We start from the raw sequence: 21,299 nt of genomic DNA, 5'->3' as shown, positions 1-21,299 counted from the left end.
CAAATTCCCTGCTCAAATTGTTTTTATTTACTATCCCCAAAGTTGGAGTTTAGCAAATTGTTGAGATCATCAGCTCAATTCTTAATTCTTAATTGTAATTCGTAATATTTACTGCGTAGTTCATTACCGATAAAATTATGCGTAAATATAGAATTTTAAAACCCGATCAAAGTTACACTTTTACTCAATACTTTTTGTTACCTAATCCAACAATAGATGTAGTAGCTGAGTTTGAGTACAGTTACGAACGCACAGAGCTAAAATTACCAATATACTTTGCTGAAGTTAGCTATTTAGAATTTTTACAAAATATTCAAGCTTCTCAATGTCAGTTTAAGCTGATTTTTGCACGGTGTAATTATGCAAGTCTACGCGATCCCCTCATAGAAAAAATTACGTCAATTTTGTGAATTTGATATTAAAGTTTTCCATCTAATTGAATCAGAAATTGATCTTTATAACGTCATTCTTGAAGAATCCAATGATGGGGTAAAAGTCTTAATGATTCTAGGTTTGGAATCCTTATACAATCTACCTCAATTTTGGACTTCTGCTAATTATATGCACAAGGAGTTTTTCAATAATTTTTCTTTTCCTTTAGTGCTGTGGCTCAATAACGATGTTTATCAGCAGATGATGCAGTTAGCTCCAGATTTTGAGAATTGGGCGACTACGATAACTTTCCTATCCTATCTATTTCAATCAAGCTCATTACTCCGATTTAGAGTTCTCTGTACAATTTCTTGTAGTTCTAGCGAAGTTAGTGGAGCCAAGTAATCAAAAATTTTCTTATTACGAACAAATTCATTACTATGAAAAAAAGCATTATTGCAAGCATAAGCAGATAGATTTAAAGGAAATTCATCTGGATCTGAGCCTCTAATGTTGACATCTGCGCCAGCCTTAACTAGCAATTTAACTATATCTAGAGATTCTTCAAAAACTGCATACATTAAAGGAGTCCAATAAAGTTCACTACTGTCTCTAGAATTGATATTTTGCTGAACGGAAATAAGAGCTTGAACTTCTTCCAAGTAATGAAAGCGAATTGCTCGAATCAGTGCTTCGGCAAAATCTTCATCAGGTATAATGTAGTCTCCATACATTATTTTTTCCTCCTGCTAGTTTTTAGAATTATTTAGTACAAGTAAGTGAGCGTAAGTAAATAATTAAAGCTTTGTAGTAAGCGGCTCTTGGTGATTTAGACATATTGCAAGAATAGCGATGACTCATTACATTTTAAAAGCTACTAAGGAAACCGTGCATCTGGGTGGTTTCTCCCATCTGCTAGAACCAGCACTCACTATTGATTCTGGTGATACAGTTGATGTGGAAACTTATACTGGTTACTACGTTTACGATAAAGCACCACCTGAATTTATCACGCCAGAATTTCTCGATATCTGCCAAAATCTTTTACCAGAACGCAAGATTGCTGGGGGGCCGCATTTACTCACAGGGCCAATTTATGTGCGTGATGCCGAACCAGGGGATGTTTTAGAAGTACAATTAGATGCGATCGCACCTAGTGTACCCGTTGGCTTTAATGCCATTCGTACAGGTTGGGGAGCTTTACCACATCAGTTTCCTCAACCTGCGTTGAGATTCATTCCTCTAGATTTAGTCAACAATATCGCTGAATTTCCGGCGGGTGCTGGCATAAAAATTCCCCTCAAACCGTTTTTTGGAATTCTTGGTGTCGCTACCCCAGAAACTTCTCGAACTTCTGTCCCACCAGGTTCTTACGGTGGTAATATCGACAACCGGGAATTACTAGCTGGTTCTCGTTTATTTTTGCCGATTTTCGTACCAGGTGCATTATTTTCTATTGGTGATGGGCATTCTGCACAGGGAGATGGCGAAGTAAATGTCACTGCCATTGAAACTTCCATGAATGGTAGAATTACCCTCAAACTTCGCAAGGATTTACAGCTAACAACACCAATTGCCGAAACTCCAACTCATATCATTACAATGGGGTTTGCCCAAACCTTAGATGAAGCCTTAGAATTGGCTTTAAAAAATATGATTGATTTTCTGGAACGCTTTGCAAATTTATCGCCAGAAGATGCTTATGTATTGTGTAGTTTAGCTGTAAATTTTCACATTACTCAAGTTGTGAACAGTCCTCAAAAAGGCGTGCATGGAATGCTACCCAAATCTATTTTGTCTAATACGGTAAATTTGTAATTTGCAATATATCAACCATTTTTATGTCTAATATCTCGATCCAACTGTTGTTAATCGGTTTAGTTTCTGGCATTGCTGGTGGAATGTTTGGTATCGGTGGCGGTGCAATTATGATTCCGGCAATGGTGTTAGTAATTGGTTTGGATCAGAAGTTAGCTACAGGAACATCTGTGGCTGCTCAAATTTTGCCAATCGGGATTTTAGCAGCCTTAGTTTACCATCGCAACGGTAATCTTAATATCAAATATGCCCTGATTATTGCAGTTGGTTTAATCGTGGGTAACTTCTTCGGGGCATTGTTTGCAAATCAGCCGTTTATTAGCAGTGAGTTGATGAAAAAGCTGTATGGCATCTTTGTGCTAATGATAGGTATTCGCTATCTACTATCAAATTGAAGAATTTAATTAAGCTTCAGCAATATCTTTGTTAAGTCATCGCCTAGCTTTTCAATAGATTGTTGCTGTTTAGGATCTTTTAACGTGCCATCAGGATTAAAGGCTTCGTAAGCTTTGGGTACGGCTAACTGGTCAGGAAGTACCAAAACTTTGATGTTTCCCAAAATAGAGCGCAAGTGAACCAACCCCCGCAAACCACCAAGAGCGCCTGGGGAAGCGCTCATAATACTAGCAACCTTCCCTGCAAAAGCAGCCAATGGTGCTTCATTTGGGGCTGGACGGGATGCCCAGTCAATGGCGTTCTTCAAAACTGCTGTGAGTGAACTGTTATATTCCGGCGAAGCAATCAACAATCCTTGATGAGAAATCATCAAGTCCTTAAACGTGCGGGCGTTGGCTGGTAGTCCTTTTTGAGCTTCCAAGTCTTCATCAAACAGAGGTAGGGGCAAATCGCGGAGGTCTATGTAAGTCACTTCTGCGCCTGCTGCCTTAGCGCCAGCCGCCGCGATTTTTACCAGTTTTTTGTTGTAAGAATCAATCCGGGTGCTGCCAGCAAAGGCGAGGATTTTCGGTGGAGATGCCATAATTCTAGGTTGAATGGGAATAATTAACCTGTTCAGCTGCATTATCCTGTTTTCAGGCGATCGCTATTTGCTACCTTTAGAGTTTCTTTACAAACTTTCTCGTTATGGCGAATTGGTCAGACTCTTATCTCGGCAAGTTACGACAAGTTGTAGGCGATCGCCTACTTCTATTATTTGGCGCACGTGTGATTATCGAGGATAATTTGGGGCGCGTTTTGTTGCAAAAGCGGAGTGATTTCAAACTTTGGGGACTACCTGGTGGCTGTCCAGAGGTCGGTGAATCTGCCGAAGAATGTTCAGCGCGAGAGGTTTTTGAAGAAACTGGTTTAACGGTTAAGCGTTTTGCAGCTGTGGGGTTTTCTTCCAATCCAGCCTTTGAAACTGTAACTTATCCCAATGGCGATCGCGTCCAAACCTTCATTTTAATTTTGCGAGCCGTTGAATGGTCAGGCAGCCTCGCTTGCTTAGATGGAGAATCGCTGGCGCTGGAATTTTTTGATTTGGCGGACTTACCGACGTTAATGCCAAACGATCGCCCCGTTTTAGAAAAGTTTCAAGAATACAAAAAAAGCGGCGAATTTCTGATGTTCTAAAGCATTTTTTCTAAGAACTGCTTGGCGCGATCGCACTGAGGATTTTGGAAAAACTCGCCAGGAGTAGTATCTTCTGCTAGAATCCCCTGGTCGAGGAACATAATTCGATTGGCAACAACTCTTGCAAACCCCATTTCATGAGTAACGATCGCCATTGTCATTCCAGATAATGCTAAAGCTTTCATCACTTCCAGCACATCTTTGACCATTTCGGGATCTAGTGCAGAGGTGGGTTCATCAAACAAAATCATCTCTGGTTCCATTGCTAATGCACGAGCGATCGCTACTCGCTGTTTTTGTCCCCCAGATAGTTTGGATGGGTACACAGACACTTTTTCTTCTAAACCTACCTTAGCAAGCAATTCTAAGCCATATTCTTCTGCTTTTTGCTTGTTTATTCCTTTCACCTTTATGGGTGCATAGGTGACATTTTCCAGCACATTCATGTGGGGAAACAAATTAAAATGTTGAAATACCATCATCAAATGCTGCCGTACTTTAGCGATGTTTACCTTGGGATTGGTAATTTCTTGGTCGTGAAAATAGATTCTTCCTCTGGTGGGTTGTTCTAGCAAGTTTATGCATCGCAAAAAGGTAGACTTACCTGAACCAGAAGGGCCTAATATGGCAACCACTTCGCCTTGGTAAAACTCAGTGGAAATATCTTTGAGTACATCCAGTTTGCCAAAGGATTTACATAAGAATTCCGTGCGAATTACTACATTACTCACTTTCGCGTAACCTCCTTTCTAAAGCCGATGCACCCAAAGTCATCCCCATTACCAAAACATAGTAGATTAACCCTGCAAATAGCAGTGGTTCAAAATAAATATATTTGTTTGCACCAACGATTTGGGCGCTACGTAATATTTCCACTACCCCAATCGTTGACACCAGCGCAGAATCTTTAAGCAATCCGATAGTTTCATTCACCAATGCTGGGAGAATGTTCTTCAATGCTTGGGGTAAAATCACATCCCACATCATCAACCAATAGGGAACACCCATAGACATCGCTGCTTCACTTTGTCCTTTATCCACCGCTTGAATCCCACCTCTGATGGTTTCCGACATATAAGCGCCAGAATTCAGCGTAAAAGTTAGCACCCCAGCCTCCAATGCAGAAATGTCATAGCCTGTAAGCTGTGGCGTTGCGTAGTAAACTAATGCCAACTGTAATAACAAAGGTGTACCTCGAAAAACAGAGGTGTAGGCATTAGCAACCCAGGTAAGCGGCTTGATGCCGAGAATTTTTAATAGAGACAGGATTGTTCCCCAAATTAACCCCAAGGTTACAGATAATAGGGTAAACAACAAAGTTAAAGGGATTCCCCGCAGAATAAAAGGAATATCTGGAAGAATTCTGGTGAAGTCGAGATTTAATCCGCCTTTGACAGGAGTTGAGGATGCAGGGTTAGCGGTGGTGTTCTCTGAAAACCATTTGGTTACTAGTTTAGCCAATGTGCCATCGTCCTTCATTTGTTGAAGAACTTTGTTAAACGGTTCTACAAAAGAAGAACCTTTAGGAAAAGCGATCGCCGAGCCACTTGCTTCCTCTGACGGAATAGTATTAAATTCTAAATCTGGGTTAGCTTGGGCAAATCCCTTAGCGACGGTATCCTCAACAATTGCAGCATCAATTCGCCCAGATTTGATTTCCTGAACTACTTCCGGCACTTTATTAAGTTGCTTTAACTGAATACCCGCAACTTTTTTAGCAATTTTCTGAGCATTTTGTTCTTGTATGGTTCCTAGTTGTACCCCAAGCTTTTTTCCTGATAAGTCTTGGGGTTGCTTCAGGTTGCTACCTTTAGGAGCGACAATCGTATCTTTAGCTTCGTAATAAATAATTGAAAAATCAATATTTTTTTGACGTTCTGGAGTCGGAGTCATCCCAGCCATTACAAAGTCAGCGCGATTTGCTTGGAGTGCAGGGATTAATCCATTAAAATCGGATTCCATTATTTTAAGTTTAAACCCTAGTTTTTCAGCAAGGGTTTTGGCAATATCTATATCAAAGCCAACGATTTGGCGATCGCCTCCTTTAGTATCATAAAACTCATAAGGAGGATAATCTGGGGAAGTAATCATCGTTAGCGTGTCTTTACCTAACGATGAGACAGCTTTTAAAGAATTACTATGTCCTGTAATGATGCTGATTCCTACTACTGCTACAACCAGTGTTGTTAATAGCCATGCTTTCTTTTTCTTCATAAACTTGATAATTATATAATCGGTATTCTGCACCTGAAACTGTCACATAAATCAAGCAGATAATACCTGTAACACCAAAATCCTCTCTATTCCTCCTCACTCTGTGTTCTCTGCGTCTCTGTGGTTCGTCAAATTCTCACTTTTGTTGCCTCCAGCAACTTAACGCTGGCATAAATAGCATCAATATAAGGCGTGGGAATTTGAGTCAGTTTTCCCAATTCTGCCACCGCGCCAACAATAGCGTCTATCTCCGTAGCGCGTCCTGATTCAATATCTTGTAACATCGAGGTTTTATGGGCACCAACATTTTCTGCCCCATTAATTCGCTGCTCTAAACTAATACCAAACTTTATACCCAAATTTTCTGCGATCGCTTGAGTTTCTGTCATCATTTGTCGCGCTAGTTCGCGGGTGAGGGGATAGCGGCAAATATCCTCCAAAGTAGCACCAGTCAGGGCACTGATCGGATTAAACGCCACATTACCCCACAACTTAATCCAAATTTCCGTGCGAATTTGATTGCGGATTGGTGCTTTGAATCCTGCCTGTTTTAAAGCCTGTGCCAATAATTGGATGCGATCGCTTTTACTACCATCGATTTCACCAAGAGTAAAGCGATCGCCTTCAATATGTTTGATCACACCCGGTTCAATTATCTCTGTTGCCGGATAAACCACACAACCAATAGCGCGTTCAGCACCGATACTAGCTTCAATAATCCCATCTGGATCGACAGATTGAATCCGCGTACCTTCATACTCACTGCCATGTTGACGAAAGTACCACCAAGGAACGCCATTTTGGGCTGTCACCACCATTGTGTGCGGATTGTAGAGTGCAGGGAGAAAGGGTGCGATCGCAGGCACACTGTGAGCCTTAACAGTTAGAATTACTACATCCTGTGGCCCCGCTTCCTGAATATTGCTAGTTGCCAAAAACGGAGTAGCAATTTGGCTAGAACCGTCTGCCATCAGCAACTTCAGCCCATTTTTTTGAATCGCCTCTAAATGGGAACCACGTGCAATTAGCGTCACTGCTTCACCTGCCAGTGCCAGTTTTGCCCCTAAATATCCACCGATTGCACCTGCGCCAACAATACAGATTTTCATTTTGCTTAGGGATAGTTAGCAAATAATTAACTACTTATTTACCCTCAAACAGCTAGGCCTTGCACAGCTTTCACTAAATCTTGATGAACAGATTTTGAGGCAGCTATTATCAATCCAGGCAGACTATAGTTTTGACAAGTATGCAATGGCGGTAAAGTCGAACCGTCCAGAGTAGTTACAATCCAACCAGCCTCTTTCACAATAAAAGCGAGTGCAGCAACATCAATAAATTTACCCGATTTAATCACTGCTCCACTCAAATCACCAGTGAGAATACCATTAAGATTAGGAATTTGAATATCACTAGAGTAATCAGTTGCTATATCGATTACTTGATATTGATCTTTTAGTAAATGTCCAATAGAATTCATTGCCCATCCCAACAAAATAGCAGGTTTGGCAGATGTTATATGTAATGGGGCACAGGCTTCTAGGCTCATGTCCAGAGTCCCTTTAAAAGCACCTTCACCTCGAAGGGCATAAAAATAAATGTTTTGGGCAGGAGAAATGGCGATTACGGCCTCAAAGTCATCTGCATTTAGAATACTGAGAATAATTTGGTAATTAGAATGTCCATCCATGTAAAACTTTGTACCATCGATTGGGTCGAGTGTGACTAAGTAATCACCTTCTGAACCGAGTTTGGTAGCACGAAAATACTTGGTGTTGTTAGAACTTGCATACTCTTCTCCATAAAAGCGAATATCTGGAAAAGTGCCCAGTAATACCACTTCTACTAGATTTTGAATAGCCACATCCGCATCAGTAAGTGCAGCACTAAAAAAGTTGTTTCCTTCCCCTTTAGCAGGAAGTGCAGCAATTTTTGGTTGAAGAAAATGGGCATAAGCTGCTGCTACTTTCAGATGGGGGAGTAAAGTCTCCAAAATTAGTCGAGTAGTTGGTGTTGTGGACATTGCAGCAAACTCCTTTCAGAAATAATCTACCGTTGGCAGAGCGATAGAATTCTATATCTAGACAAAATTACGGTATCATTGTGGTGCAATGATACCACAATCTTTACCAATCTACCGGACGTTCAAGGAACTACGGCACTGATTGGAGAAACTGCTAGTTAATGCCTATAAATGTAAAAGCTGTTGCTGCTTCAGCAGGATTTGTGGAATTGGGGGTGGCTGTTTTTTATCTAACTTCTGAAAATAATTCCAAAAGTTCCTGGCAACTTCTACTGAATTACAAGAAGATGCAAATGATGATGTTCTAAATGCAACATTAACCAGTTTCTAATTATCTGAAATGGGTACAAAAATTATTGGCATTGCTGAATTAAGGGATGATTCTTCTTGTGGGGTGGGCATCCTGCCCGCCTGGAAATACAATGAACGGGCAAGATACCCCATCCCACAAAAATGGTAAAACCATACCGCAAATATGCAACGCCGAATTATTGAATGCTATTAGCAAAGTCGTATTTGCCCCCACGTTCAAGAGCGCGTTTGTAAGCAGGCCGCGCATGGATGCGCTCGATAAATTGTTTAATTTTCGGTCGGCTTGAGATGAGTTCGGCTTCCATAGCGACTATTTCCAAAGGAAAGCTCATTTGGATATCGGCGGCGGTGAATTCTTCGCCTACAAACCATGTACTTTTACGAAGTTCACCTTCTATATAGTCAAAGTGAAGCTTAATCTGGGGTGCGATAAATCCTTCGTTTACGCTGTCTCCTACACCAAAACGGTTAAAGACGAGATTCATTACCAGAGGTGGCATTGCAGAGCCTTCGGCATAATGCAGCCAATAAGTGTAGCGCAGACGCTCTGGTGTACCAGATGGCGGGATTAGCTGACCATTGCTATAGCGATCGACGATGTATTCAATTATAGCGCCCGACTCAGCAACAGTATTTCCTGCATCTGTGATTACTGGTGACTTGCCGAGGGGATGGACTTCACGCAGGGATGTCGGTGCCAGCATCGTCTTCTGGTCGCGTTCGTAGAACTTAATTTCATAATCGATCCCTAATTCTTCAAGCAGCCATAGCACGCGCTGCGATCGCGAGTTGTTAAGATGATGGACAACAATCATAATAGCTACTTTTTTACAATGGAGTTATTACTGACTTTTCATCATCTGAAACTACCATCAGCTGACTAATTCTTCATCTATCTAATGGTTTGTTTTGCGTAGAGCTAAATCAAGCACTGATTTCTGGATTCGGAATTCTTCTTCAATTTCCTCCTACTGTGATTCAACAATTCGTGGGAAAAAATAACCACTACCTCTTGCTGTGATAATCAACTCTGGTAAGTTGGGGTCATCTTCTACCTTTGTCCGCAACCGGGAGATATGCACATCTACTACACGGGTGTCTAAATGAAGTCCTGGTACGCAACCCCACAATAGTTGCAACATTTCTAATCGGGAAAAAACTTTTCCAGAATTGTTCACTAACAACTCTAGTAAGCTAAATTCCACACCTGTCAGGCGAATGCGTTGCTCATTTTTATAGACTTGCCGCTTATTTGTATCAATTTTGAGATTGCCCACATGGATGATCGTGGAATTAGGAGTGGTATTGACACTAGTTTTATGGAAGCATCGCCTTAGTATGCAGGCAATCCGAGCTTCTAGCTCCTTGGGAGAGAAAGGCTTTGTCATGTAGTCATCAGCACCTAACTCTAGCCCAGTAATCCTATCGGCTACGTTTCCCAAGGCTGTAAGCATAATAATTGGTACATCTGACTCTTTCCGTAATTCTTGGCATACACCGTAGCCATCGAGCTTTGGCATCATCACATCCAAAACTATTAAGTCAGGAGTGGATACACGAAAAGTTGACAAAGCTTCTTCACCATCGCTAGCTGTGACGACATCATAGCCAATCATGGAAAGACGCGTCTCTAAAATCCGACGTATGCTCGCTTCGTCGTCTACTACCAGGATTTTTCCTTTATGACCTGACAAGTTTCTCAATGCTCCTTTACAGCGAGAACTCTTAACCCTCTATTATCAGGCTTGATTGAGTCTAAAACACAAAACGGCCTTGGACTTACTCTAAAGCAGTAGTGTAAATTGCTCAAACCATCTGTGCAAAATTATGCTAAGGCATCTGCACGAAAAAGAGATTTGCACTCAATTAAGAAATTCCTCAGCAGGGGACTCGTATTTTCCATAGATTTAGTGTATCTTGTTTATTCCGTGCAATTATTAACACTCATTTTACCCACGACTTTTTACAACTCTGTTGTCATCCGACTTTTCAGCCAATTCTATGGCTTTGATATTCAGTGAATGAAAACTTTTAATTAATAGATATGAAGATCATCAAAAAATCTGACACGCTGACCCTGAAGAAAATGATGGAAATCCAAGACGCTGAAGACCAAAATCTTCAAGCTGATACCGTCAATTTTTCACCCCCTGTGGTTGATGAGCAACCAGTAGCGATTCCAGAGCCGAGAGAACCCGACTACATTCCATTGCGCGATAATCCCATAGTCCAATCTGTTGGCAATTCCGGCTGGCAGATTTCTGATATTTGGCGGGATATCCGCGTAGATGATTTTTGTAATTTTGGATAACTGTCAACTGTGCTTGTTGAAACTGCTATAAAGCTTTTAACGTATAGGTACTTTGTCAACCTCAAGACTTTAAGGTAATTCCGAATTTATCTTTGATTTTGACTTGGATTGATTGGATCTATAGGTGGTTTATCCATCTTTTAGTCAAGTTAACTGTATTTCTGGCGTAATCGCCCGGCTCAAAGCTAGCAATTATTTACGAGATTCATTCAATACTGTTTTGAAACAGCTTATGGCTTGGGAATCTTGCCCGTTAAAAGACGGGCGAGATACCTATGCTTTTTCTATACAAATAAGGGATTGTATAGTATATATGTGTTTTACTCTTATAGTTTGGTTGAAAATTTGACTTTGCGCTAAGTAATTCCTAAGCATATATTAACTATTTGTTATCTGCTTCATCTTCAAGCAATATTGTATTAAGAAGATTTAATTCACTGGATGCCATAAAGTAGCGATCGCTAAAAACTGTTTCTAGTTGTGTATAAATTCGTCGACCTGCTACAGCTACCCAAGGAAATTCTCGATACTGCGCTACCACAGGTATAATCAAGCCTTGAGGGTTTAGGGAGCGTCCTAAAGCATTTCTCCAAGTTAGGGGGTCTTCTAATTCCTGTTGACGAATGTTGTCTTCTGAGTGTTCATTCCAGAAGTGCGGATAATCTAGAGGTAAGCCAACAACTATGTTTTTAGTTCTTAACGCTTGAAGTGTTGAATATTCAAGAACAGATTCCTCCTGTTTCCGAATCAATAGCCTATAGAGTTCCTTTGCCGGACGTTTGAGTTTTGGTGGAAACTTGTTATCTTCATAAATTCGTTGTAGTAGTCCTAAAAGATTACTGCTATTTTGTTGAATATAAGATTTCCATCCCTCAAAGCTAAATCTTTCCTCAGTTTGGCGATCGCTCCAATCTTCTATCCAGAAAGGGCCAATACAAGTTAATCCATCTGGTATTTGTAGTTCGTGGTTATCTAAAGATGGCAATAACCGACTCGACATCCTAGAAACAGTTTTGACTAATGCTTCCAGGGTTTGGTAATTCGCATAGGATTTAGCATTCCGGTCTGATGCTTGTCCTGTCAAATTCAAGTGCTTAAAAATTTGTTCTGTTAAGTTGGCTGCTTTGATCGCAATAGCTTTTGCTTCTTGAGAGTAATTATCGCGGATAAAAACTTTGGTTTCATGGAGGAAATCTAAGACCTCATCAGACATTAATCTCAACAATTCCTCATCTCCAATTAATCCCACTGGAACAAATGCGATTCGCTTGTACTTGAGTCCAGCATCTCCTTTAATACGAGTGTGAATTGTAGAGCGCAGCATTACCAGCAAAGTCAATAAATCGCTTGACTGACGCAACCATAATCGTTTGCGGTCAATGTCTTCTCCTTCAATGATGAAATCATTGATTAGCATGACCAACCGTCTATCTTTGTAATCTCCAGAAACTTGCATTCCGGTTTCTGGATCTGTATACATTCCTCGACCCCGATAAATTAATTGCGCGACTTCCATTAAAGCGGCTTCAATATTAAATCGGGGAATTGCTGCAATAATCCAATCTGTTTTTGGGAAAGAAACACCTCTTGCTCCTGAAGAAGTCATCAAGAAAACTCGGATTTGATCGCGTTGTGGTTCTTTTACTAATTCCAATCGCTTATTAGCTGGGACGCTTTGATCCAAAACTGCTACCTGTCCCTTGTTTACCAGAGCATCTTTACCACTGGTCAATTTCTCTTGCAAGTGACGTAAGAAAGCTTTGTCTTGAGCAAAGAAAATTAGCTGCTCCGCTCCCTGTTGTAACCCGCGTTCGATTTCCAAGTAGGCATTCATTAGCAACTGGTCTTCTAATTGCTCTCGAATGGCTTGTCGAATTGTCTGTTTTGTCCCATCACTAGTTAATCCTGGTGTAACGGGAGACAGCCTAATACTATAGTCAATATCGAGTTTTTTAGCGGGGTAACTATTTGTCATAACGTGGAGCGTTGGGTGCTTTCTGGGGCCTACTTTGGTATAAGTGCCTGTCACCCGAAATGGTGCTTCACCTTGACTTTGACTAATTAACACCTTGTCAGGGGCGCGATCACCTGAACTTAAAAAACTATTCAACACAACCTCATTACTCAGTGAGGCATCGGCAACAATCAGAATAATCCTAAACGGAGACGGCGTTGTTTCAAACGGATCGAGAAACTGCTGGTGCAACCATTCTGCTAACTTATGGACAAAGGGCGCTCCTGCACCATCGCCCGCCAGTTCATCTACCATGACGATAATAGTAGGAATTCTGGCGGCAAATGCTGAACGTTCATTCTTTCCTGGCTTGGTATTAGCTGGCTTTGAAAACAACTTGCTCAAGGCATCAACTGTAGTTGATTCGTTAAGCGTTCGATAACCTTGAATGGCAGCAGTCATAACTAAGCGATTAACTCGCGGATTAGCTTCTAGTAATTTTCGAGCAGAGTTTGCTAGGGTACGTAGTACACCGGGACGTTTGGGAGATTCTACGCTATCTTCGCGTTCGTTGAGAGAACGTTTAGACCGAGTAGAGGCGACTACATTGCAATCAATCTCCTGTTCTTGTTCTGGAGTGAGGAAAAGAATACTGCAATCAGGATGGTTGAGCCTTTCAAAGCCATCGACAACAACGGCACTATCAACACGGCGAGGTTGAGAGCCATTTTGCTTGGCCTGTTGCTCGTACCACTTAGGTGCTGAAACAATCAAATTGGCATTACTAGTGAGGGTCAATATTCCAGTAGCATTACCGTTGTTTCTGGCAATTTTGTCAGTAACATCCCGATTAATTACCACTCGTGGACTCAAATAAAGAAACAAAAAGCCTTGAGAATGTTGCTGAAGAAATTGCATCACAGCAGTGGTTTTACCAATCCCAGGATTTCCTTCCAAAGCTATGACATTGATTCTACCTAGTTGAGCAGCATTCAGCCCTGCGATAACTGCTGCTTGGTGAACCTGTCGCAAAGGAATTTTTTCGTTGTGTGGATTGACTTGATTAAGAGCTTGTTCGATTTGTGATTGAGGATTTTCGCCAAAAAAGTCAAATAATGCTTCGTTCTCTTCAACAGCAGCGATCGCCTCAGCCTTACTCACTTCATCCATTGGGTTGTAGAATCCTTTCACATTCTCCTGAAATAGAAAGTGAAGATGTCCTCCTGGAGTTGGGTTCTCAGCAAGACGCTTTGCTTGCGTTTTGAAATCAGAGGGTAGTGAGCGCACTAGCTTATTGAACACCAAACGAATCTCTGTTTCAAGTTCATTGGGTGCATCATCGCTGAGTTTGCGAGCTTGGCGATATGATTCTCCTAATGATTTCATCAGCTTGGCTCTAGGATCTGATTCTGGTTCCATATCCAGAAAGTGAGCGGCAAGACTTTCAAGACCATTGGATGTTACAGCGATCGCTCTACCACTACAACTTCCTTTTAAGCGCTGATGCGAGTACAACAAACGAATCAAGCGCTCAGTGTAAGATGATCCCTGACAGAGCTTGAATAATGGTTTATCTTTACCACTAAATGCTGATAGATGACTTTTCAGCTTTGATGAAGGCAAAAACTCTTCACCCTCAACCTCTGCACAAACTCTAGAAAAGACACCCCGTGATTCAATGTAACGGTAATAGCGATTCATTTCCTCTCGATGAGGGGCTTCGGTTCTAAAATCTGCTAGTTTGATCGGTGCGTTATAAGAAAATTCCAGACAAAGAATTAAGTTATCGATTTTTTTGGGTTTGAGGTCTTTTGATTTGGAGAATAAACTTTTATCTGGTTTAGAAAGTATCAAATCCTCTGTTCGTCTATGGGAAATAGATTCGTCCGATAGCCATAAGATAAAATCGGCTCTGGCGGGTTGTCCTCGGTTTACCAAGTTCTCGTCTGGTTGTCCTGGTAAATTGAAAGCTGCTTGAAATGCTTTTGCTGTCTCTTCTTTTTCCTCATCCCGTTGCATTTCCTGTGTTGGCAATGTCAACGGACACCAAATTGCTTCTAGCTTTGCTTTACGAATTCCACTCTTTTTGATGTGTTTGAGACACTCTCGCATTGTTGTCCAACCTAAACCATAGCCGAGTACTAGCAGATGACGCAGCATCGTCTCTACCCATTCTTTTGTATTCGGATCTGTCAGTTTGAGTGCTTTTACCAGTTGGTGGTAGACATCTGCATTCTTTACGGATTGCCAAGGTTGCAGAACCGGATGATCGTCCAAGACCAATTTTTGCTGAATTAAGTGTTGCAGAACACCGCGTTTGACAGCAATTTCAAATACCTGCCCCCAAATGGAAGCCTGTTCTAAAAAAGACAAATCCATCACTTCCTCCGGCGCAGAACTTGAGAAACGTGGGTGAGTAAGGCAGGATAATTGAGTAATACCTGTCCTTTGCGACGATTATGTAAGACTTTAACCTCCCCAGCCCCTTCAACTGTGGTAGGTGAAATCCAGTTGAAGGGGTCAAGGACTGGGATAAGTTGACCTTTTTCAGCTTCGATAAAATGCAATCCCCGCAATACAGCTATTAAGCAGGGATGAATAGGAGAATTATGTTCTGGATTTATCAAATGTTGACGAGCGCGTTCAGTCCAGTTGATATCGCGGACTTGCCCATCTGATACTAGGAAATAGATGCAAAAACCAGATTGTGGGCGCTGTGTTTCTTGAACAGCAAAAAGGGTGGCAAAAGTATAAACCGGAATCAAATCACGAAAGTATTCTGCGGTAACGGAGCGTTGGAAATCTGTATGATCTCCAGCTTGCAAAATCTCAAACGCCGCCTCATTATAACCGCGCTTATGCAAACGAGTAGCAGGAAATACATCCCGCACCATTGAGTAAATATTGAGATTGGGAAAAGTTTCAAAAACTTGTTCTAAAAATTCTTTAGATATCAAAGAAGAATTGTAATCTGCGGCTCGATTAATTCGGCGATCGCCATAGGCATGAGCCAATAAAATAATGTGTTGGCAACCAAGGCTTTCTAGGTAACTAATTTCTTCTTGGAGTAAGCGTTGCTTTTTCAACCCTTTTGAAGAATCCAGTACATCAGACTTCATCCGTTCTCTTTTCAGTTCATAGCCTAAAAATGGTTGATTAACTGCTGTCGCAACATAACTTTGAGTGAGAAAAAGATAGCCCTTTTCACCTTTGTCCAGAAAAGTTTCTTCATCACAAGGACGACTGGCATAGGAAATTAAACCAATCTTGGGTGCTGAATTAGCGCTTGGGGTGCTGATGAAGAGTGGAAATGCACTTAACAGAGCATTAAAAGTGCCGGATTTTGTAAATTTTGCTTTTTGGTCTTGTTGGGCAATATTTTCTAGAGCCAGCCCTTGCATTCTGATAGGAGTATCTTCAGCCAGTATTGCTTCTAAAGTTTGGGCTGCTGCATATATATAAGCATCACCGCTACTGTCATCACTTTGTTTGCCAAATTCTTGCAGCCTCAGCATTAAAGTTGTGAAATCAACCGATTTGCCGTTATCACCTTGTTGCAATCGTTTGATGATACGCCACAAACAGCAGTAAACTAGCACAGCAAAGGCAGTAACTCCAGCCGCATGATACTGCTTACTTTCTTCAGAACCTTTTGTATCTGGTCGCCGCTTTACGGTCTCAACATCGTATTCCACTATAATTGCGGCTGATAATACCCATCCTGCTGCTTTAGAAGCATTTCTCGAATATTCATAAGTCCATTGACGGTTTTGATCCTTGCGAAAAGAACGAGGAACCCAACAAATTTGCAGAAGTCGCTCTGGTAATGAACGTTTTGCCTCTAATTTACTTGCTGCGCCTTGAGTTGTTAAGTCATATTCCGAAAGCTCGGCAGTAACTTTAACCGAGAACAGTAATCCGAATGTGTCTGGTTGATCGCAAATTTCAATATGTTTGAACCATTCCACCTGTTCGCGGGAACTTTGTTGTGACCCCACAAGTAAATCTCTTACGCCTTCTTCTGCTCCTATTAGTCGCGTCCACTGAAAGATACCTCTTTTCACACAGATAAACTGTTGGGAGGAACGATGCTGAACTTGAGAAATTACTTTTTGACTCTTGTCACGGACTACGTTCATTAGTGCCGTTGCAATGGAATTCATGACTTTGGCGCGTTCCCGTAATTCCTGTAAAGTTTGGCTAATAGCTGCCTGTTTGCCCGATTTCAGAGTTTCGATGAGTTGAACTACTTTATTAGTTAGTGATTCTGGAGTTAGCGATTCTTCAGCATCTTTGGGAACAACAATGTCTAAAAAGATAAGTTCAGCTAAACGACGACATATCAACCAAGGTTTTTGTAGGGAAGATTGATCGTTACTTAGTAAGGCTTCTGCAATTTGATCCAGTCGCACTTCAAAAGCGGGTTTGCCCAATTCTGGATTTTGTCCATTGACTCGAAAACGATAGCTTACCTCACGGTCAACTTGATTTTTAGTCTTTTGCTCGAAGATTTGGGTTTTCCACTCAGGCCAAACAGGTAGACAAGAATAGAATATTACTTTGCTCAGTTCATCTGACAAATCAAACTCCACAGCACTATTAGCGAAATGAGCAGTTAAATCAACGGTATAGCCATGTTCTTTAGAGGACGTAACCAAAACAAGTACTCGATTGACATATTCTGCCAAAAGTTTGTACTCTAGTTGATCTTTTGAGCGGGCATTGTCTGCGATCGCTTCCATAATCCGAAAGGTAATAGTCAATCGGACTCTAGACAAGGCTTCATCGTCTAAAAAATTCAAAAAACGCTGGATTTGGCTATATTCTCTGTCTCTCTCGGCTTCCAATGTTGCGATCGCTGAATCAATATCATCTTCATCGCAGTCATACTGATTTTCCAAATGCTCGGCAACTGCACTACACATTTGGTCAAAATAATCAGTTCCTTCTACTCGTTCACGCGCAGAAATAACTTTGGCAACAACTTTGTCAGACTTGCTAGGCTTGGTATCTCCTGCTTGAAATTTTATCGGTACGAGGTTAGCAGTGTTAGTTAAATTCTGAAACTTAGTACCTGCATGTGTAGCAAGTTGTTTGAGTTGCTTATCGGGATCATCTAACAGCAATGTCAATAATGAAGTATCAGAAGGTAATGCAGTATCTAATGCTTGGTCGATAGCAGCAATTAATTTGTCTATTGCACCGGGTAACTTTATTGCATTGCCAACACTCAAACAGCCACCAATGCGCGACCTATTCCCGAATGCTGGCATTGGCAAGTTTTGAATAAACCCACCGCCTCTAGCTGGGTTGAAAGCTTCTTGGAAGTCAGGCTGTGTAAATAACCGACGCAGAACAGCTGAAGTATTTATTCTCAGGCGTTTATTTTGTTTGTCATCAAATTCAAACAGCGGCATCCCTTTAGGATTTGGCTGGTCAGTATTTGCCTGATTACTGTTGGGAGGAATAGCTTTAGTGAGTAATTCTATGGGTGTAGCAAGGTCAATAGACGGCTTCGGAGACCGTGCATCAACTTGAGCGCCAGTTTCTTTTGAAGGCATATTTTTTCCTTAATTTTCAGTCTTATGACTGCTTCATCTGCTTTAACTTCACAGTCTGGGCAGATGGATTCATTTCTTTTGATAGCTTGAATGTGTCATATCTGTCAAGCTCCCCATAGTTCACACTTATAATTAATGGTTCACTTCAACTTTTTGCACAAGCAGCATTGAAAAGTTAATTTATTTGCTGGTATTAGCAGTATTGAAGTAAACCAAGGCTTATGCAAAACTTGAGATCCTTTGCTTCACAACCTAACATCTGAGGAATTGATCAATGGCGCGTCTAGCCCTGCTGAGTGTATCTAACAAAACTGGTATAATTGACCTAGCCCGTAGCTTGGTTGAAGAATTCGACTTTGATTTAATCAGCAGTGGGGGAACAGCCCAAGCACTCAAAGATGCGGGACTCCCTGTCACCAAAGTTGCAGATTACACAGGTTCTCCAGAAATTTTAGGTGGTCGAGTCAAAACCCTACATCCCCGAATTCATGGCGGAATTTTGGCGCGGCGAGATGTTCCCCAAGATATTACAGATTTAGAAAATAACCAAATTCGCCCGATTGATTTAGTGGTAGTGAATCTTTATCCCTTTGAGGAAACGATCGCTAAACCAGGGGTGACATTATTAGAAGCTGTTGAACAAATTGATATCGGTGGCCCTGCTATGTTACGGGCATCATCGAAAAACTTCGCTCATCTGGCTGTATTATGCGATCCGGCACAGTATGACGAGTATTTGGAGGAATTGCGGCAAAATAACGGCGTAGCATCCCTAGAGTTTCGGCAAAAGGCAGCTTTAAAAGGATTTTCGCATACAGCTAGTTACGATCAAGCGATCGCATCTTATCTCGCAGAAGCACAGCAGTACACCCTTAGCGGCACACAATTACAATCTCTGCGTTACGGCGAGAACCCACATCAACCCGCCACCTGGTATCAAACTGGTACTACTCCAACGGGATGGGCAGCTGCAACGAAACTTCAAGGCAAAGAACTTAGTTACAATAACTTAGTTGATTTAGAAGCTGCACGCCGAATTATTGCTGAGTTCACAGATACCCCAGCAGCAACGATTATCAAACATACGAATCCCTGTGGTACGGCATTGGGAAGCAGTATTTTTGAAGCGTATCAAAAAGCTTTCAATGCTGATTCTACTTCTGCCTTTGGTGGAATTGTCGCACTCAACCGTCCGATTGATGCAGCTACAGCTAGCGAATTAACCAAAACATTTTTAGAATGTGTGGTTGCACCAAGTTGTGAAGCCGAAGCTCAAGAAATCCTGGCTAAGAAATCTAACGTGCGGGTTTTGACTCTAGCTGATTTGAGCAGTGGTCCTAATGATACAGTGAAAGCGATTGCAGGTGGTTTTCTTGTCCAAGCTAGCGATGATATAATTGCTGACACCAATCAATGGCAAGTAGTCACTGAACGTCAACCCACCGACAGCGAATTAGCCGAACTGCTGTTTGCGTGGAAAGTTTGCAAACACGTTAAATCTAATGCCATTGTTGTGACAAGCGATCGCACTACACTAGGAGTAGGTGCTGGTCAAATGAACCGCGTCGGCTCAGTTAAAATTGCCTTAGAACAAGCTGGAGAAAAAGCCAAAGGTGCAACTCTCGCCAGCGATGGATTCTTCCCCTTCGATGATTCCGTCAAAACAGCCGCAGCCGCAGGAATTACAGCCATTGTCCAACCAGGGGGAAGTCTGCGCGATAAAGATTCAATCAAAGCTGCTAACGAATTGGGTTTGCTGATGGTTTTAACTGGTGTACGTCACTTTTTACACTAAATCATTGCTTATTGAGTGTGCGGTTTACAAAGTGTCACACTATATACTTTCTTTATGATTGAAGCAATGATATTATCTAATCGTGTGTGAGGAGCAAGTTAAAAATAAAAAGCGTTTGGGGTGGAAACACGGCAACACTCCCAAGCGCTTTTTAATTGTTCAGAAATTGGATTGCTTGTGCAGTTTTAAAAATGTCACTCAATATACTTGCCATCAGATAGAAGTAGTGATATTGTTTATTTGTGTGTGAGGAGCAAGTTGAGAATAAAAAATGCCTGGGGTGGAAACACGGCAACACTCCCGGGCATTTTTTAATTTATATATAAAAAATTGGATTGTTGGTACGGTTTTAAAAGTGTCACTGACTTTAATCGCCTTTTCATTGAACCAGTGATAGTATTTAGCTGTGTGAGGAGCAAGTTAAAAATAAAGAGCGCCTGGGGTGGAAACACGGCAACACTCCCAGGCGTTTTTTAATTGGTATGTAAAAACGATCACTTGCAGATCCTCTGGAATTATTGAGATAATCAGCTACAGTCTGAAATCCAGTAAACCTCACACCAAATCAGAAATTCAGGTGCAAATCAATCGGCTGACTCAACAAATTCAATTCATCATCGAAATTGATCGATTGAAGCATATAATGCGGCAAACCCTACTTATGGATGGGTCACGCCGAGAAAATAGTGCAGAACACTCTTGGCATTTAGCTGTAATGGCGATCGCCTTAGTAGATTATGCCCCAGAGGGTGTTGAGATATTCCATGCCATCAAAATGCTGCTAATCCACGATTTGGTAGAAATTGATGCAGGTGACACCTTTTGTTACGATATGCAGGGTAACGACAGCAAAGCAGTAAGAGAAGCACAAGCAGCATTGCGTTTATTCGGACTTTTGCCAGCAGACCAAGGTAACGAGTTGCGTTTACTCTGGGATGAGTTTGAAGCAGGAGAAACAACCACCGCCAAATTTGCCGCAGCCTTAGACCGTATACAGCCTTTGCTGCATAATCAGCAAACTCAGGGTGGGACTTGGCGTATTCATGGCATTAGCCGCAATCAGGTGATGAAACGGGTAGCACCAGTAGAAACAGGTGCGCCGGAACTGTGGCCCTTTGTCCTGCAATTGATTGATGATTGTGTGACAGCAGGATATCTTAAAGATGATGCTGCCCTAATTACTCAAGATTTTCGCGCTGAAAATTATTAGATTTTTTCTAAGCCTAAATATATAAACATATTTATGTTGGGTTACGCTATCGCTGCACCCAACCTTGTATCTTAGAAATAGTAGTAGACCGTCCCAACCTTGGTCATCATAGACCGCTTCGTAGCATGGGTCACTACAAAAATCTCTTTGACAGAAC

17 protein-coding genes are annotated in these 21,299 nt (G+C 41.5%); 7 read left to right on the top strand and 10 right to left on the bottom strand.

Annotated features, from left to right (window positions below):
- Window positions 1-137: 137 nt before the first annotated feature.
- Complete coding sequence (locus tag IQ274_RS21130; protein WP_163927197.1) at window positions 138-410, top strand: hypothetical protein; 273 nt, start codon at window positions 138-140, stop codon at window positions 408-410.
- 288 nt (window positions 411-698) lie between these two features.
- On the opposite strand, the gene IQ274_RS21125 is transcribed toward IQ274_RS21130, so the two are convergent.
- Window positions 699-1,106, bottom strand: a complete 408-nt coding sequence (locus tag IQ274_RS21125; protein WP_163927300.1) for an ankyrin repeat domain-containing protein — start codon at window positions 1,104-1,106, stop codon at window positions 699-701.
- Between the two features lie 118 nt (window positions 1,107-1,224).
- Between IQ274_RS21125 and IQ274_RS21120 the strand changes: the two genes are divergently transcribed.
- Both IQ274_RS21120 and IQ274_RS21115 read left to right on the top strand, forming a co-directional pair.
- Window positions 1,225-2,190, top strand: a complete 966-nt coding sequence (locus tag IQ274_RS21120) for an acetamidase/formamidase family protein (protein WP_163927298.1) — start codon at window positions 1,225-1,227, stop codon at window positions 2,188-2,190.
- Between the two features lie 23 nt (window positions 2,191-2,213).
- Entirely contained in the window at window positions 2,214-2,585 is a 372-nt protein-coding gene (locus IQ274_RS21115) for a TSUP family transporter (protein ID WP_012412541.1), read from the top strand.
- A 5-nt stretch (window positions 2,586-2,590) separates the two neighbouring features.
- Here IQ274_RS21115 and IQ274_RS21110 read toward each other — a convergent pair whose 3' ends face one another.
- The gene (locus IQ274_RS21110) at window positions 2,591-3,211 is read right to left on the bottom strand and encodes an NADPH-dependent FMN reductase (protein WP_202985782.1); all 621 of its coding nucleotides are present in this window, start codon (window positions 3,209-3,211) and stop codon (window positions 2,591-2,593) included.
- A 62-nt stretch (window positions 3,212-3,273) separates the two neighbouring features.
- Between IQ274_RS21110 and IQ274_RS21105 the strand changes: the two genes are divergently transcribed.
- The gene (locus IQ274_RS21105; protein ID WP_194143328.1) at window positions 3,274-3,762 is read left to right on the top strand and encodes an NUDIX hydrolase; all 489 of its coding nucleotides are present in this window, start codon (window positions 3,274-3,276) and stop codon (window positions 3,760-3,762) included.
- On the opposite strand, the gene IQ274_RS21100 is transcribed toward IQ274_RS21105, so the two are convergent.
- The 6 genes from IQ274_RS21100 to rpaB form a co-directional block, all read right to left on the bottom strand.
- Window positions 3,759-4,493 carry an ATP-binding cassette domain-containing protein gene (locus IQ274_RS21100; RefSeq protein ID WP_163927294.1) on the bottom strand — a complete coding sequence of 245 codons (735 nt, stop codon included), beginning with the start codon at window positions 4,491-4,493 and terminating at the stop codon, window positions 3,759-3,761. The genes IQ274_RS21105 and IQ274_RS21100 overlap by 4 nt on opposite strands.
- Window positions 4,486-5,976, bottom strand: a complete 1,491-nt coding sequence (locus IQ274_RS21095; protein WP_194143327.1) for an ABC transporter permease subunit — start codon at window positions 5,974-5,976, stop codon at window positions 4,486-4,488. Before IQ274_RS21095 ends, IQ274_RS21100 begins: the two co-directional genes overlap by 8 nt.
- 128 nt (window positions 5,977-6,104) lie before the next feature.
- Window positions 6,105-7,085, bottom strand: coding sequence for a 2-dehydropantoate 2-reductase (locus IQ274_RS21090; RefSeq protein ID WP_194143326.1), 981 nt, complete (start codon window positions 7,083-7,085; stop codon window positions 6,105-6,107).
- Between the two features lie 44 nt (window positions 7,086-7,129).
- Entirely contained in the window at window positions 7,130-7,999 is an 870-nt protein-coding gene (locus tag IQ274_RS21085) for an inositol monophosphatase family protein (RefSeq protein ID WP_194143325.1), read from the bottom strand.
- 488 nt (window positions 8,000-8,487) lie between these two features.
- Entirely contained in the window at window positions 8,488-9,126 is a 639-nt protein-coding gene (locus IQ274_RS21080) for a glutathione S-transferase family protein (protein WP_194143324.1), read from the bottom strand.
- 153 nt (window positions 9,127-9,279) lie between these two features.
- On the bottom strand, window positions 9,280-10,005 hold the full coding sequence (gene rpaB / locus IQ274_RS21075; protein ID WP_190937321.1) for a response regulator transcription factor RpaB: 726 nt from the start codon (window positions 10,003-10,005) through the stop codon (window positions 9,280-9,282).
- Window positions 10,006-10,355: 350 nt separating this feature from the next.
- On the opposite strand from rpaB, the gene IQ274_RS21070 reads away from it, so the two are divergent.
- Window positions 10,356-10,622 (top strand): hypothetical protein, encoded by a 267-nt coding sequence (locus IQ274_RS21070; protein WP_175586497.1) that lies wholly within the window; start codon window positions 10,356-10,358, stop codon window positions 10,620-10,622.
- Between the two features lie 382 nt (window positions 10,623-11,004).
- Here the strand turns inward: IQ274_RS21070 and IQ274_RS21065 are convergent, their stop codons facing one another.
- Window positions 11,005-14,955 carry a helicase-related protein gene (locus tag IQ274_RS21065; RefSeq protein WP_194143323.1) on the bottom strand — a complete coding sequence of 1,317 codons (3,951 nt, stop codon included), beginning with the start codon at window positions 14,953-14,955 and terminating at the stop codon, window positions 11,005-11,007.
- Entirely contained in the window at window positions 14,955-18,137 is a 3,183-nt protein-coding gene (locus tag IQ274_RS21060; protein WP_194143322.1) for a hypothetical protein, read from the bottom strand. Before IQ274_RS21060 ends, IQ274_RS21065 begins: the two co-directional genes overlap by 1 nt.
- A gap of 274 nt (window positions 18,138-18,411) precedes the next feature.
- Between IQ274_RS21060 and purH the strand changes: the two genes are divergently transcribed.
- Window positions 18,412-19,932, top strand: coding sequence for a bifunctional phosphoribosylaminoimidazolecarboxamide formyltransferase/IMP cyclohydrolase (purH, locus tag IQ274_RS21055; protein WP_194143321.1), 1,521 nt, complete (start codon window positions 18,412-18,414; stop codon window positions 19,930-19,932).
- A 577-nt stretch (window positions 19,933-20,509) separates the two neighbouring features.
- Entirely contained in the window at window positions 20,510-21,142 is a 633-nt protein-coding gene (locus tag IQ274_RS21050) for an HD domain-containing protein (protein WP_163927323.1), read from the top strand.
- Window positions 21,143-21,299 lie beyond the last annotated feature (157 nt).

It is taken from the genome of Nostoc sp. LEGE 12447, from assembly GCF_015206985.1.
Lineage (GTDB): Bacteria > Cyanobacteriota > Cyanobacteriia > Cyanobacteriales > Nostocaceae > Nostoc.
The sequence above is the reverse complement of the archived record's forward strand: the minus strand, read 5'-3'. Positions and strand labels throughout refer to the sequence as shown.

What these genes read in the sequence shown, in the direction of transcription:
- IQ274_RS21130 (WP_163927197.1), top strand. Translation starts at nt 138, where the DNA reads ATGCGTAAATATAGAATTTTAAAACCCGATCAAAGTTACACTTTTACT.
- IQ274_RS21125 (WP_163927300.1), bottom strand. Translation starts at nt 1,106, where the DNA reads ATGTATGGAGACTACATTATACCTGATGAAGATTTTGCCGAAGCACTG.
- IQ274_RS21120 (WP_163927298.1), top strand. Translation starts at nt 1,225, where the DNA reads ATGACTCATTACATTTTAAAAGCTACTAAGGAAACCGTGCATCTGGGT.
- IQ274_RS21115 (WP_012412541.1), top strand. Translation starts at nt 2,214, where the DNA reads ATGTCTAATATCTCGATCCAACTGTTGTTAATCGGTTTAGTTTCTGGC.
- IQ274_RS21110 (WP_202985782.1), bottom strand. Translation starts at nt 3,211, where the DNA reads ATGCAGCTGAACAGGTTAATTATTCCCATTCAACCTAGAATTATGGCA.
- IQ274_RS21105 (WP_194143328.1), top strand. Translation starts at nt 3,274, where the DNA reads ATGGCGAATTGGTCAGACTCTTATCTCGGCAAGTTACGACAAGTTGTA.
- IQ274_RS21095 (WP_194143327.1), bottom strand. Translation starts at nt 5,976, where the DNA reads ATGAAGAAAAAGAAAGCATGGCTATTAACAACACTGGTTGTAGCAGTA.
- IQ274_RS21090 (WP_194143326.1), bottom strand. Translation starts at nt 7,085, where the DNA reads ATGAAAATCTGTATTGTTGGCGCAGGTGCAATCGGTGGATATTTAGGG.
- IQ274_RS21085 (WP_194143325.1), bottom strand. Translation starts at nt 7,999, where the DNA reads ATGTCCACAACACCAACTACTCGACTAATTTTGGAGACTTTACTCCCC.
- IQ274_RS21080 (WP_194143324.1), bottom strand. Translation starts at nt 9,126, where the DNA reads ATGATTGTTGTCCATCATCTTAACAACTCGCGATCGCAGCGCGTGCTA.
- IQ274_RS21070 (WP_175586497.1), top strand. Translation starts at nt 10,356, where the DNA reads ATGAAGATCATCAAAAAATCTGACACGCTGACCCTGAAGAAAATGATG.
- IQ274_RS21065 (WP_194143323.1), bottom strand. Translation starts at nt 14,955, where the DNA reads ATGGATTTGTCTTTTTTAGAACAGGCTTCCATTTGGGGGCAGGTATTT.
- IQ274_RS21060 (WP_194143322.1), bottom strand. Translation starts at nt 18,137, where the DNA reads ATGCCTTCAAAAGAAACTGGCGCTCAAGTTGATGCACGGTCTCCGAAG.
- purH (WP_194143321.1), top strand. Translation starts at nt 18,412, where the DNA reads ATGGCGCGTCTAGCCCTGCTGAGTGTATCTAACAAAACTGGTATAATT.